The sequence below is a fragment of the Pseudocolwellia sp. AS88 genome, from assembly GCF_030551755.1.
Taxonomy (GTDB): domain Bacteria; phylum Pseudomonadota; class Gammaproteobacteria; order Enterobacterales; family Alteromonadaceae; genus Pseudocolwellia.
Map to the genome: position 1 here is coordinate 51,471 of NZ_JAUPEC010000021.1, position 12,809 is coordinate 64,279.

The 12,809-nt window shown below is 35.7% G+C and carries 18 protein-coding genes; 17 read left to right on the forward strand and 1 reads right to left on the reverse strand.

Annotated features, from left to right (window positions below; translation table 11 throughout):
* Nucleotides 1-120: 120 nt before the first annotated feature.
* The 9 genes from glsA (at nt 121) to Q5N69_RS14030 (ending at nt 6,714) form a co-directional block, all read left to right on the forward strand.
* A complete protein-coding gene (gene glsA, locus Q5N69_RS13990) occupies nt 121-1,053 on the forward strand; it encodes a glutaminase A (RefSeq protein ID WP_304369628.1) in 933 nt (310 codons plus the stop codon).
* A 239-nt stretch (nt 1,054-1,292) separates the two neighbouring features.
* Nucleotides 1,293-2,672 (forward strand): UDP-N-acetylmuramate:L-alanyl-gamma-D-glutamyl-meso-diaminopimelate ligase, encoded by a 1,380-nt coding sequence (gene mpl / locus Q5N69_RS13995; protein WP_304369629.1) that lies wholly within the window; start codon nt 1,293-1,295, stop codon nt 2,670-2,672.
* A 1-nt stretch (nt 2,673) separates the two neighbouring features.
* The gene (locus Q5N69_RS14000; RefSeq protein WP_304369630.1) at nt 2,674-3,315 is read left to right on the forward strand and encodes a flavin prenyltransferase UbiX; all 642 of its coding nucleotides are present in this window, start codon (nt 2,674-2,676) and stop codon (nt 3,313-3,315) included.
* Between the two features lie 63 nt (nt 3,316-3,378).
* Complete coding sequence (locus tag Q5N69_RS14005) at nt 3,379-4,035, forward strand: Bax inhibitor-1 family protein (protein ID WP_304369631.1); 657 nt, start codon at nt 3,379-3,381, stop codon at nt 4,033-4,035.
* Between the two features lie 38 nt (nt 4,036-4,073).
* Nucleotides 4,074-4,769, forward strand: a complete 696-nt coding sequence (locus Q5N69_RS14010; protein ID WP_304369632.1) for an aspartate/glutamate racemase family protein — start codon at nt 4,074-4,076, stop codon at nt 4,767-4,769.
* Nucleotides 4,770-4,886: 117 nt separating this feature from the next.
* Nucleotides 4,887-5,150 carry a hypothetical protein gene (locus Q5N69_RS14015; RefSeq protein WP_304369633.1) on the forward strand — a complete coding sequence of 88 codons (264 nt, stop codon included), beginning with the start codon at nt 4,887-4,889 and terminating at the stop codon, nt 5,148-5,150.
* 41 nt (nt 5,151-5,191) lie between these two features.
* Nucleotides 5,192-5,596, forward strand: a complete 405-nt coding sequence (locus Q5N69_RS14020) for a GFA family protein (RefSeq protein ID WP_304369634.1) — start codon at nt 5,192-5,194, stop codon at nt 5,594-5,596.
* A 350-nt stretch (nt 5,597-5,946) separates the two neighbouring features.
* Entirely contained in the window at nt 5,947-6,183 is a 237-nt protein-coding gene (locus Q5N69_RS14025; RefSeq protein ID WP_304369635.1) for a hypothetical protein, read from the forward strand.
* 222 nt (nt 6,184-6,405) lie between these two features.
* Nucleotides 6,406-6,714 carry a DUF1272 domain-containing protein gene (locus tag Q5N69_RS14030; protein ID WP_304369636.1) on the forward strand — a complete coding sequence of 103 codons (309 nt, stop codon included), beginning with the start codon at nt 6,406-6,408 and terminating at the stop codon, nt 6,712-6,714.
* Between the two features lie 54 nt (nt 6,715-6,768).
* On the opposite strand, the gene Q5N69_RS14035 is transcribed toward Q5N69_RS14030, so the two are convergent.
* Nucleotides 6,769-8,652 (reverse strand): methyl-accepting chemotaxis protein, encoded by a 1,884-nt coding sequence (locus tag Q5N69_RS14035; protein ID WP_304369637.1) that lies wholly within the window; start codon nt 8,650-8,652, stop codon nt 6,769-6,771.
* Between the two features lie 262 nt (nt 8,653-8,914).
* On the opposite strand from Q5N69_RS14035, the gene Q5N69_RS14040 reads away from it, so the two are divergent.
* The 8 genes from Q5N69_RS14040 to Q5N69_RS14075 all read left to right on the forward strand — a co-directional run bounded on the left by Q5N69_RS14040 (nt 8,915) and on the right by Q5N69_RS14075 (nt 12,724).
* A complete protein-coding gene (locus Q5N69_RS14040; protein ID WP_304369638.1) occupies nt 8,915-9,541 on the forward strand; it encodes a LysE family translocator in 627 nt (208 codons plus the stop codon).
* 64 nt (nt 9,542-9,605) lie between these two features.
* Nucleotides 9,606-10,262, forward strand: coding sequence for a peroxiredoxin-like family protein (locus tag Q5N69_RS14045; RefSeq protein ID WP_304369639.1), 657 nt, complete (start codon nt 9,606-9,608; stop codon nt 10,260-10,262).
* A gap of 32 nt (nt 10,263-10,294) precedes the next feature.
* Nucleotides 10,295-10,501, forward strand: coding sequence for a hypothetical protein (locus tag Q5N69_RS14050; protein ID WP_304369640.1), 207 nt, complete (start codon nt 10,295-10,297; stop codon nt 10,499-10,501).
* 41 nt (nt 10,502-10,542) lie between these two features.
* Nucleotides 10,543-10,755 carry a DUF3565 domain-containing protein gene (locus Q5N69_RS14055; RefSeq protein ID WP_304369641.1) on the forward strand — a complete coding sequence of 71 codons (213 nt, stop codon included), beginning with the start codon at nt 10,543-10,545 and terminating at the stop codon, nt 10,753-10,755.
* A gap of 41 nt (nt 10,756-10,796) precedes the next feature.
* A complete protein-coding gene (locus tag Q5N69_RS14060; protein WP_304369642.1) occupies nt 10,797-11,264 on the forward strand; it encodes an OsmC family protein in 468 nt (155 codons plus the stop codon).
* Between the two features lie 22 nt (nt 11,265-11,286).
* The gene (locus Q5N69_RS14065; protein WP_304369643.1) at nt 11,287-11,652 is read left to right on the forward strand and encodes a VOC family protein; all 366 of its coding nucleotides are present in this window, start codon (nt 11,287-11,289) and stop codon (nt 11,650-11,652) included.
* 63 nt (nt 11,653-11,715) lie between these two features.
* Nucleotides 11,716-12,048: an isochorismate lyase gene (locus Q5N69_RS14070; protein WP_304369644.1), complete on the forward strand. Its 333-nt coding sequence runs from the start codon at nt 11,716-11,718 to the stop codon at nt 12,046-12,048.
* Between the two features lie 28 nt (nt 12,049-12,076).
* On the forward strand, nt 12,077-12,724 hold the full coding sequence (locus Q5N69_RS14075; RefSeq protein ID WP_304369645.1) for a dienelactone hydrolase family protein: 648 nt from the start codon (nt 12,077-12,079) through the stop codon (nt 12,722-12,724).
* Nucleotides 12,725-12,809 lie beyond the last annotated feature (85 nt).

Genomic DNA, 12,809 nt, shown 5'->3' on the forward strand with positions numbered 1-12,809 from the left:
TGTCTTGTGATATACAAGTAAACGATTCAGTATAACTTAGTCGATGTGTTAAGTGTTTTTCTGACAATGCATTTCACTAATTTTGTGCTAGTACTTCACTCTTAAGTTGCTTTAAAAAAAATGAAAAAAAACATTATTGAATTGCAGAAAAAACTACAGACATTGTTATCCGCTGAGAAAGATAATTACCTTCAGGGAAAAGTAGCTAATTATATACCTGCACTAGCAAGTGTGAAACCTGATTTAATGGGAATTGCCGTAGGTACGCTAGAGGGTAAAGTTGTTGGCGCTGGTGATTATCAACATCCTTTTTCTATTCAAAGCATTTCTAAAGTGTTTGGTTTAGTTATGGCAATAAACCGAATAGGCGATCCTTTATGGAAACGCGTAAGAATGGAACCTTCGGGTTTACCGTTTAATTCTATAATTCAGTTACAAGCTGAGAAAGGCATACCACGAAATCCGGTTATAAATGCTGGAGCGATTTTAATATCAGACATATTAACAAGTAACTTCTCATCAAGTAAATTTGCCTTTCTAACCTATATTAGAAAGCTTGCACGCAATGATAATATACGCATTGATAATGACGTATATTTATCAGAAGTTAAGCATGGGCATCTTAATGCCGCATTTGCACATTTGATGAAGAGCTTTGACAATATAGAATCTGAAGTACCAGATGTTTTAAGCCATTATTTCACTCAATGCTCAATATCGATGAGTTGCGAGCAATTAGCACAAAGTTTACTCTTTTTAGCGAATAAAGGCATAGATCCCATAACAAAAGAGACCATTTGTACTGCACGAGATGCACATAGAGTAAATGCAATATTATCGACGAGTGGAATGTATGATCAGTCGGGTGAGTTTGCCTTTTCTGTAGGTTTACCGGCTAAAAGTGGTGTTGGTGGGGGGATAATTGCTATTGTACCGGGATATGGTGTTATTTGTACTTGGAGCCCACCTTTGAATCATTACGGTAACTCTGTTGTGGGTATGAATTTAATAGAAAATATCGCTGAAGAGCTAGGCTTGTCTATCTACCATTAGTTTTGTTCTCGAAGCTTGTAAATTGATGAAGCTATATACTTTAACGACAGTTATTAGCTTTTAAAATCTCATTTTTGATAAGAAAATAGCTCGAACTTCTACGTGTATCATCCCTCATTATAAAATATGTAATGCCTACTATCGGATTAAATACAATCTACAACTAGTTTTCCCTAGTGCGACTAAGGTATATTGCCAGCATATAGGTCGTTATTTTTTACAATTTTCTTGGTAAACATATGCATATTCATATTTTAGGTATTTGTGGCACATTTATGGGCGGAATAGCCGCCATAGCAAAACAGTTAGGACATCGAGTTTCAGGTTGCGATGCTAACGTATATCCGCCGATGAGCACTCAGCTCGAAGAATTAGGCATAGAGTTAAAACAAGGTTACTTAATCGAGCATTTAAAAGATGAACCTGATTTAGTGATTGTTGGTAATGCAATGTCGCGTGGCAATCCTATGGTTGAGTATGTCTTAGACCGAAATATTGCCTACACCTCTGGACCTCAGTGGTTACTTGAAAATGTATTGAAAGATCGTTGGGTGCTTGCTGTTTCAGGAACTCATGGCAAAACCACTACCAGCAGCATGTTAACTTGGATTTTAGAATATGCGAATATGGCGCCAGGTTATTTAATTGGCGGAGTTCCACAAAACTTTGAGAGCTCAGCTAGATTAGGTGAAGCTCCTTTTTTTGTGATTGAAGCTGACGAATACGACACCGCCTTTTTTGATAAACGTTCTAAGTTTGTTCATTACCGTCCTCGTACGTTAGTGATCAATAACTTAGAGTTTGATCATGCCGATATTTTTGATGATTTAAGTGATATCCAAAAACAATTTCATCATCTTATTCGAATGGTACCGAGTAATGGGTTAGTACTATATCCACAAAACGAACAAGCCATTGCTGAAACGATTAATAAAGGCTGTTGGACACCTACTCAACAAAGTGTTGACGAACTTAATCGTGACAAAGGTTGGTTTGCTGAAAAACTGAAAGCAGACGGCAGTGAATTTGTTGTAAGTTTCAAAGCTGATATTCAAGGTACTGTAAAATGGAATTTAATTGGCGACTTTAATATCGATAATGGTTTAATGGCGATTGCCGCAGCTCGACATGCAGGCGTACCAAGCGAAGTAGGAATAGAAGCTCTAAGCGAATTTATAAACACTAAGCGTCGTTTAGAATTGCGTGGCACGGTAAATGGTATTCGTGTATTTGATGATTTTGCTCATCATCCAACCGCTATTAATAAAACCTTAACGGGTGTGCGTCATCACGTAGGCAAAGAACGTATTATTGCTGTGCTTGAACCTCGTTCAAATACTATGAAGTCAGGCGTTCATAAAGATACCTTAGCCGCTTCACTTGATCATGCAGACCTGATCTATATTTATCAAGGTGATGGTGTTGATTGGTCGGTTGAAGACTTGATCAAAGACTGTAAAGCACCTTGTGTGGTAAGTGCTGATTTAGCTAATTTAGTTGAGAGCATTAGTGACGAAACACAAACAAACGATACTATAGTTGTGATGAGTAATGGTGGCTTTGGTGATATACACAACAAGCTACTAAACGCTTTAACAGACAAACAAAATAAGGTTTAGCATGAGCTCAACATTAGTTAAAAATACACAGTTCGAAAAACAAATCACTTTAGCGATTACAGGTGCTTCAGGTTCTGCTTATGCGTTGCGTTTACTTGAATGTTTAGTGGCTGCCAATTATCAAATTTACCTATTATGTTCGAGTGCTGCAAAAGTGGTATTTGATACAGAAGTAGGATTAAAAGTCCCATCATCACCTGATGCAGCAAGCAAATTCTTTGTTGATAAATTTAACGCGAAAGCCGAGCAAATTATTGTCTTTGGTAAAGAACAATGGTTCTCGCCAGTGGCATCGGGTTCAGCAGCGCCTAAGTTAATGGTGGTTTGCCCTTGTTCAACAGGAACCCTTGCAGCAATAAGCCAAGGTATGAGCGATAACTTAATTGAACGTGCTGCAGATGTAGTCATAAAAGAACGTGGACAGCTTATTTTAGTTGCTCGCGAAACACCGTATTCAACTATTCATCTGCAAAACATGTTAACTCTGTCGCAAATGGGGGTAACTATTATGCCTGCGTCTCCAGGGTTTTATCATAATCCTGAATCAATCAACGACTTGATTGATTTTATGGTAGGAAGAATGTTGGATCATCTTGGTATCGATCAGAACATTATGCCACGCTGGGGATATCAGAAAGGGTAGTGTGCTTTTACACTGATAACTAAAAATTAAAAATAACGAGAAATCACAAAAAGGAAACTTACAATGGAAGTAAATGTATTTGATAGAACTCACACCAACGACAAAATTATAAGTGCTACGGCATATAATATTGTTATTGGTTTAGCCCTTATTTGGGGCTTTGCTGTTAACTGGTTTATGGTTTTAAATATCTCACCAGAATCTATTAGCAGTGTTAATCCTATTATATTTTTTGTAGGTTATTTTGCCTGTTGTTTCTTTGGTATTTATCTTTTTAATAAATCAGATAACCCTGCGGTAAGCTTTATTGGTTATAACTTTGTCGTAGTACCTTTTGGTTTAATTATTAATTTAGTCGTTAGCCAATACAATCCTGACATTGTACTTGAGGCAATTAGAGTCACAGGTTTAGTAACCTTTGTGATGATGCTTTTAGGCTCTATGTATCCAGCATTCTTTAATAAAATTATTGGTGGGTTAACGGTAGCTTTAATCAGTGTCATTATTGTTGAGCTGATTATGGTTTTTGTTTTTGATACTCATCACGGTATTTTAGATTGGATTGTAGCAATAATTTTTTGTGGTTATATTGGTTACGATTGGGCTAGAGCAAACGCCATACCTAAAACCTACGATAATGCGATAGATAGTGCCGCTGCATTGTATATGGATATTATTAACTTGTTCTTGCGCATATTACGTATATTGGGTCGAAAGTAATTTATGTAGATATTAAACATAATTTAGAAGGATTTTAAATGAAAACAATCGGCATGTTAGGTGGTATGAGTTGGGAGTCAACCGCGAGTTACTACAAAACTATTAACCAAGGTGTTAAACAAAAACTTGGAGGATTGTCTTCAGCACAAATTTGCTTATATAGCGTTAATTTTGAAGAGATTGAAAAACTGCAGCATGCTGGTCAATGGGATGAAACGGCCTTAATTCTAAGCAAAGCAGCTCAATCTGTTGAGGCAGGCGGTGCTGACTTTCTTATTATATGTACTAATACTATGCATAAAGTGGCTGAACAGATCCAAAGAAATATCTCTATTCCTCTTTTGCATATTGCTGATGCAACAGCGGCTAAATTGGTTAAAAAGGGTATTACAAAAGCGGGTTTACTAGGAACTCGTTTTACCATGGAGCAAGACTTCTATAAAGATCGTTTAACTGAACGCTTTGGTATTGAAGTGGTTGTTCCCTCAAGCAATGACCAAACTATTGTACATAACGTCATATATGATGAACTATGCAGAGGTGTGATTAACTCCGGCTCAAAAGAGCTTTACTTAACCATTGTAAAAAACTTATTTGAACAAGGTGCACAAGCGGTTATTTTAGGTTGTACCGAAATCGCGTTATTAATTAACCAAAATGACACTTCAGTACCCTTATACGACACCACAGAAATACATGCAGAAGCCGCGGTCAACTTAGCTCTATCTGATTAGTGCTGTTTCTTAAGTCTTTAGCCCCGTATAGACAATAAATAGTAACTCCAGATAAACTCATGTGATATAACAGCACCATTAAAATAGAGTTCAACGAATAAAATTATTAAGAGTGTTATGAATAAAAGTGCAATCGCAAAATTTATTGGTGTATTTGTTAGTTTGTTAGTCATTTGGGTAATAAACGACTTACTACTCATTCAACCTTGTGTAAATGAAGGTGGCGTATTTCAGTATGAAAAAGGTCAATGTTTATTAGAAGATGGCAACATTTTTACAACAGGTTTTGAAATGCCTTTAGTTGTTTTGTATGTTGTTATAGGTTTTGGTGTGTCTTACTTTGTTTCGCGTATATTCAATAAGATTTTTGCAAAAAAATAATTCTTTTTTAAGACTGTTTTTATACTTGTAAAGGAACACATATGTCTACAATTACTGGAAGTTGCCTGTGCGAAGGTGTTGAATTTGAATGCGAGAATAACTTTACACAGTTCCATTTATGTCATTGCACTCAATGCCAGAAAATAACAGGTTCTGCCCATGCTTCTAACTTGTTTATTTCTTCAGAAAAAATAAAATGCTTAAAAGGTGAAAGCCTTATTAAACGTTATGATGTACCTAATAGGTCTATATCAAGCGCTTTTTGTAAAGAATGTGGAAGTCTTGTTCCATATCTATCGAGCTCTGGAAAAACGTTTATTGTTCCAGCTGGTTATTTAGATGGTACTCCTAACTTAGAAGCACAAGATAATATTTTTTATGATGAAAAAGCTCAATGGTATGATAAAGCTATTCACGCTAAAAAATTCTCTAAGTTTCCAGAATAAATTAGGGTCTGTTGATCTTTCGAGATTATTTTTACAGCAAGGTGTTTGATATTTAGGCAAGGCAGAGTATGTGACGTTTAGCTGGCTACTCGAACAGACGATAACGCGGTATAAATGTCAAACACCTGCTGCCCTTTGGGTTCATTTAAAACAAATTTACTCATTGCTGTTCGCTTTTTTAATAGAATAACTATTAGACAAAGCTCACATCGCGATTAAATCCGTTTTAAATTGAATAAAATTTAATCCTGAAAGAACAACAGACCCTAAGTAGATACTATTTATGATATTGGGGGACAGCTTTTAATAGTCTCTTTTTTATTATCACAATTTAAATATAGGATTCGAAAATGAAAACAATGACTTGTAAACAACTGGGTGGAGCTTGCGATGAGCAGTTTCAAGGTAATACATTTGAAGAGATCGTTGAACTAAGTAAAGTTCATGGTATGCAAATGTTTCAAAAGCAAGATGCAGATCATATGCAAGCCATGCAAAAAGTTATGATGATGATGCAGCAACCAGAAGTGATGAAAGAATATTTTGCAGAAAAGAAAAAGGTATTTGAAGCTTTAGCTGAAGATTAAAATACGTGAGTTAGTTTATATAAGTGATATTTTTTCTTGTATACACTTGTTAACTATTGTTTTTTTCGGTATCAATTTGGTTATAAGTAATAAATAATAAGTTTGGTGGTTTTTTAAGCTTTTTTAGATTTCCCTTATGTTTTCAAGTAGGATTAATTCCGTAATAGATTTAAGGGTTTATTTAAATATAGACGTTGTAGAAAGTAGAAGGAGTAAATATTTGTGTTAGAGCTACATCCAAACTGCGAAAATTGCGATAAAGATCTTCCTCCTGAATCAACAGAAGCTTACATTTGTAGTTATGAATGCACTTTTTGCACGGCATGTGTAGAAGGTATTTTACAAAACGTTTGTCCTAATTGTGGTGGTGGTTTTTCTCCAAGACCTATTCGTCCAGCTAAAGAGTTAAGAAATGGTGTTGGACTTCCACATCAGCCAGCTTCAACTAAACGTGTTAAAACAGTACTTACTGAAAACGAAATAAGTGAGTTCACGGCCCAAGTAAAAGATATTCCACCAGAAAATAGATAACGACTTTTTGTTGGTAAAAAGTCGTTTATTTTTTCTAGATTGAATCTGTAACGTCTAAACTTTTAACTTATCTAATGAAGTCGTTTGTTCAATGGTAATATCAACCATGTTTTCACAAAGAGATGACTGCTCTTTTACTGCATTTGAAAGTGACTGGCTAATATCTCGAATTCTTATTGTATTATGATCAATCTCTTGAGCAGAGGTGCTTTGCATATCTGCGGCTGAGGCTATTTGGCCTGTCATATCGCTAATTTCGTGAATGCTGTTACGTATTGTCTCTAGAGCTGAACTAGCTTCTTTAGCAATAAGTTGAGTTGAATTAGCTTTGTCTTTATTTTCAAGAATTGCCTTTTCTGCTTCTCTTACGCCTTCTTGCAGTTGACTGATCATATCGTGTATCTGTTTTGTCGACTCTTGAGTTTTCGATGCTAATGTACGTACTTCATCCGCGACTACAGCAAAACCTCGACCATGTTCTCCGGCACGTGCGGCTTCAATGGCAGCGTTTAAAGCTAATAAGTTAGTTTGGTCGGCAATATTAGTAATAACAGTAAGGATTGATTCAATATTATTGCTGTAATCTACTAAATGAGTAATGGTTTCAACTACATTGCCCATTTGATCGGTTAATTGCAAAATAGAGTCAGTAGTGCGCTCTACAACTTGCTCACCTTCTTGTGTTGCTATATCGGCTTGATTAGCTCGTTCTGCTGCGGTCTGTGCATTAGTAGCAACATCATTTGCTGTTGCTGACATACGGTTAATTGATGCAGCTAAGTTATCTAACTCTACTAATTGGGTATTTAATTCTGTAGAAGACTGAGCAGAAGATAGGGCTGTTTTATCGGTGTTCTCACGTACATTCCTTGAACGACCTTTTACCTCTGTTATCAAGTTCTGAAGATAGTCGATAAAAGTATTAAACTCATTAGATACATCTCCAAATTCATCATTACTTGTTATCTCTAAACGTTTTGTTAAGTCACCTTGCCCACTATTAATTTCTTGTAATGATTTACGCAATGCATGTAATGGCTCAAGCAAGCGTGTAACAACAAAATATAAAACGATAGAAACAAGCAAAGCAGCAATTAATGTCGTGATGAAAGCAGTCCAACCAAAGTGTCTAACATCACCAAGTAGCTTATATTCATCTAAAACTACACCAACATACCAATTTGAACCATATAGATTTGGTAATGGGCTAAAAGAAACAAATACAGAAGTTCCATCCATAAGTTGTTTACGAGCCAAATTATTATTAAGTTCAGGCATACCACCTTGGATAAGATCCGTAATCAATTTATCGTTTAAATTTATATCGGGATGACTAATTATTTTGCCATTTTCATTAATAAGAAATGAATAACCTGTATGGTTAAAATGCAGTGAATTAAGAGCGTCAGACACTGTTTTAAGGCTTAAATCACCACCAAAACCACCTTTAAAAACGCCTTTGTCTTTAATGCTTGCAACAGCAGATATAACAATGTCGCCTGTAACAGTATCAATATAAGGTTCGGTGAGTATGGCTTGGTTGTGGTCTCGGGCTAAGTTGTACCAAGGGCGTTGCCTTGCATCATAGTCGGTAGGGTTCCATGTTTTATCATTAGTGATTCTGATGCCGTCAGTATCTAAACCACCAAAAATTAATAAGAATTCTTTTTCGAAAATAGGCAGGTTGATATTTTTCTGGATATTGTCAGCATTAAAATCTGCATCAATCGATTGGGCTATGGTATCAATTAACCCTAGTTTCGCATCGAGCCAGTTATTAATTTGCACAGCAAGAGCGATGCTTTTTTCTTTAGTATTTGAATTAGTTTGCTCTATGAGTTCAGTGCGGAGTTTGTTGTATTCTAAAAAAGAGTATGTGGCGAATGCCAGCGTAACTATGATTGAAGCGTATAAAACAACTTTATGTGAAACCTTCATTATTGATTAACCTTTTTGCGAAGAATTGTTTACGATTATTATTTATCAGTTTAAGAGGAAGACAGACTCATAAATCAAACGGTAGGCTTCCTTAGGTTGTTATTAAATATAAACTTTTGTTTTCATGTAGTAATAAGGTTTATTTGATTTAAGTAGCCCTTTACAATGATGCTTTCTTGTTTACTGTAGTGCTAACTAAACCTTATTTTTTAATAGTAGCTCAGTTTAAAATAATTGTAATAAAGCACATCTGGGAATATTTGTGATTTCATTAGAAACCTTAATTATTTTTTTCATGACAACCTTAGTTGTTGTGCTTTCACCTGGCCCTGCTGCATTAGCTGTAACGGCGGAAGCCGCATCGAATGGCTTTAAAAAATCCACGTTGGTGATTCTAGGTATCGCTAGTGCAAATGTTGTGTTTTTTATTTTATCGGCGACAGGGATCATTACTTTAATTATTGCTTCACAAACTTTGTTTTTAATTATTAAATGGATAGGTGTTGCTTACCTTTTATACCTTGGCTTTACAGCTGTTTTTAGTCAATCAGGTCCGCTTAGCATTCAAACATCTAAAAATAAGCCAAGTAAAACTTATAAAATATTTATGAGAGGTTTTGTTTTAGAAATATCCAACCCTAAAGCATTACTGTATTTTTCCGCTTTGTTACCACAATTTGTTGATATTAATGCTCCTGTTGTTCCTCAACTCATAATATTATGTTTAATTACCATGATTTTAGATTTAGTGTGTTATTCCTTATATGGATACTTAGGCTTTAAATCACGCGGTAAGTTTATTAAACCAATAATCATAAAACTGATTAATCGGTCGGCTGGTACAATGTTGATTTTTGCGGGATTAAAAATGGCGACAGTAGAAAGTTAAAGCAATAAAACGTATGACCAAAAATTTAAAATTTTTTAATTGAAAGTAGAAAATAGGAATAAGAATGGCAACACTTAAACAGCAAACTGAAGCTCAAATCGCTAAAACACGAGCAGTAAAACCTGAGTTTATGCAAAAGCTAGATGAGGTGTTAAAGACGGCAAGAGAATTCCAAGAAGGCGGTAATGCTTTAGCAATAAGCGCACAAGCACCTAACTTCACATTACCAAACGAAGTTAATCAAACTGTTGAATTGGCTGGATTATTAGCTAAAGGACCGGTTGTGGTAACTTTTTACCGAGGCAGTTGGTGTCCTTACTGTAATTTACAATTAAGAGCCTTAAAAGAACGTTTAGTTGAAATACATGAGTTAGGTGCCGAGTTAGTGGCTATTAGTCCTGAAGTACCTGATAACTCGTTATCAACAAGTGAGCCTATTAGCTTAGGGTTTCCTGTGCTTTCTGATCAAGATGCACTTATTGCCGCTGCCTATGGCGTTGCTTGGAAAGTACCAGAATTAGTTTTAGAGCACATGCGTAAAGACAGAAATCTAGAATTGTCAGATATCAATAACGGTAATGGAAGTGTTTTACCTTTGCCTGCAACTTTTGTGATTAATACAGATGGCAATGTTGTTTGGCGTTTTGTTGATGTTGATTATCGAATAAGATCAGAGCCGCAGGATATTGTTGACGTGCTTAAAGCCCTTGCTAGTAAGTAACCAACAAAAAACACATTATAGGAAAAAATAGAATGAATTTTACATTAATTGAAATGGGCTCAGCGGTTGCAGCCTTTATGATTGTCGTTGGCATTATCAGCTACATTATTGGTAAAAAGAAAAGCACAACACCTGTTCGTGCTGCATTGTTAGGCACTGTATTTTCAGTGATCCCAGTGTTAGGGATTATTTATGTTTTCTATCTAGCCAACAAAGAAGATTTAGTCACTTCCAAATAGAGAAACGAATATCAATATACTGAAGCTGAGTAAGGTCAAACGTGAATAAAGCAATTGCCGATTATCATAAAGATGAAGAAAACCATTGGGTGGCAAGGCTAAACTGTGGACACTTTCAACATGTTAGACACAATCCTCCTTGGACGAATCGACCTTGGGTTATAACTCTTGAAGGGCGACAAGCGATGATAGGGCAGGAGCTTAATTGTAAAAAATGTGATGAAGGTGCTGAGCCTGACTATAAGGTACTTTAGCGTTAAAAAGTCTTAAAGTTTTTTTAAAAAAGGAATAATTGATGTCGACATATTTTGCACAGGTTAATTGGACTAAACAAGATAACGAAAACTATCTAGACAATAAGTATAGCCGTGCTCACACTTGGTCGTTTGATGGTGGGGCGGTTGTACTTGCCTCTTCTTCTCCACATATTGTTCCTTTACCGTATTCAGTGGAAGCGAATGTTGACCCTGAAGAAGCATTTATTGCTTCTATTTCAAGTTGCCATATGTTGTTTTTCTTATCGATTGCTGCAAAAAACAAGTTGGTTGTTAAGTGTTATGAAGACAACGCTGAAGGGGTTATGGAAAAAGACGCTCAAGGTAATATTTCTATCACTAAAGTCATTCTAAAGCCGAAAGTTGTTTTTTCAGCACAAACTCAACCAGAATACGAATTGTTAGAACAAATGCATCATCAAGCCCATCAACAATGTTTTATTGCTAATTCAGTCAAAGCAGATGTTGTTACTGAAATTCAAGAGTAAATGAATACGAAATAAGGAAAGCATGATGACAGTTCACAACAATCACGAAAAAATAAATTATGTAGAATTTCCAGCAAAAGATCTTAATGCAACAAAAGTCTTTTTCGAAACTGCATTTAGCTGGACCTTTCAAGATTTTGGACCAGAATACACTGCCTTTACTCATCAAGGTTTAGATGGCGGATTCTTCAAAGCTGAATTATCTAGCACACAAGCCACTGGTGGAGCGCTAATTGTGCTTTTTAGCCAAAATTTGATTGCAACACAAAATAAAATCAAAGCAGCTGGCGGCATTATCACTCAAGAGATTTTCGAATTCCCTGGTGGAAAACGCTTCCATTTTACTGAGCCTAGTGGCAATGAATTTGCTGTATGGGGCGAGCTTTAGCTATAACGATTCAAATAACCTTCTAAATAACTCGGGTTAAGGTCTCAAATAAAAGGAATTTTAATGGAATATCAAGAAAAACTCTCACCTGAAGAATGTCATGATATGAACGATATACGTAGTGAAATAGATGGTATAGATGAAGCTATTGTGGCTTTACTTGGTCGTCGCTTTCAATATGTGAAATCTGCAGCCAAGTTTAAAACGTCTGAATCATCTGTAAGAGCACCAGAGCGTTTTGAAGCTATGTTAAAAAAACGCAGAGAATGGGCAATTGAACAAGGTTTGAGCCCTGATGCTATAGAAAAAATGTATCGAGATCTGGTTAATCATTTTATTCATGAAGAAATGCAAAAATGGAAACAGGAACCTCAAATGAACAGCACTTCAAATTAAGCGTCATACCAGTTTGAATGAAAAATCTATGATCAACATTTATATCGTCGCCGACATCTTTGGTATTACTCCTGCTTTGCTTGCACTGAAAGATGAATTAGCTACATCACTTGCTTTAGCAAATAAAAGCGTATCATTTACTCTTGTTGATCCTTATCAAGGGCAACAGATGAACTTCGATGATGAAGCGAGCGCCTATGCCTATTTTATGGAACATGTAGGTATTGAAAAGTACGGCCAACATTTATATTCGGTTCTTGCTAAGCAAGCTACTCACATATCAAGTAAATCTCAAAATTTTCTTAAAGATAAAACCAGAGCTAAAACTATAGTTATTGGTTTTAGTGTTGGTGCTTCTGCTATGTGGTCTATTTCAAATAAAGCTGATCTAAATATTGACCAAGCAATTTACTTTTATGGCTCACAAATACGGCATTTTTCAGATATTCATCCTAAAATAGAAAGCACTGTTATTTTACCTAAGAGGGAAGAGCATTTTGATGTTGATACTTTACAAGCAACACTCGAAAACTTACCTCTTATATCAATTAAACGCAGTCGTTTTTTTCATGGATTTATGAACAAAAATTCAATTAACTTTGATCCGCAGGCTTACAGAACATACAATGCCTGGCTTTTTGAAGAAGTTAGTAGACCGAGAGGTCTGTTATCTTAAGTCTATATTCTTTTTTGGAATAAAAAGGCAACTTCTAATCTTTTTCTTTTTCGGGCAAGACTATTATTATTTGCCTATTACTTCT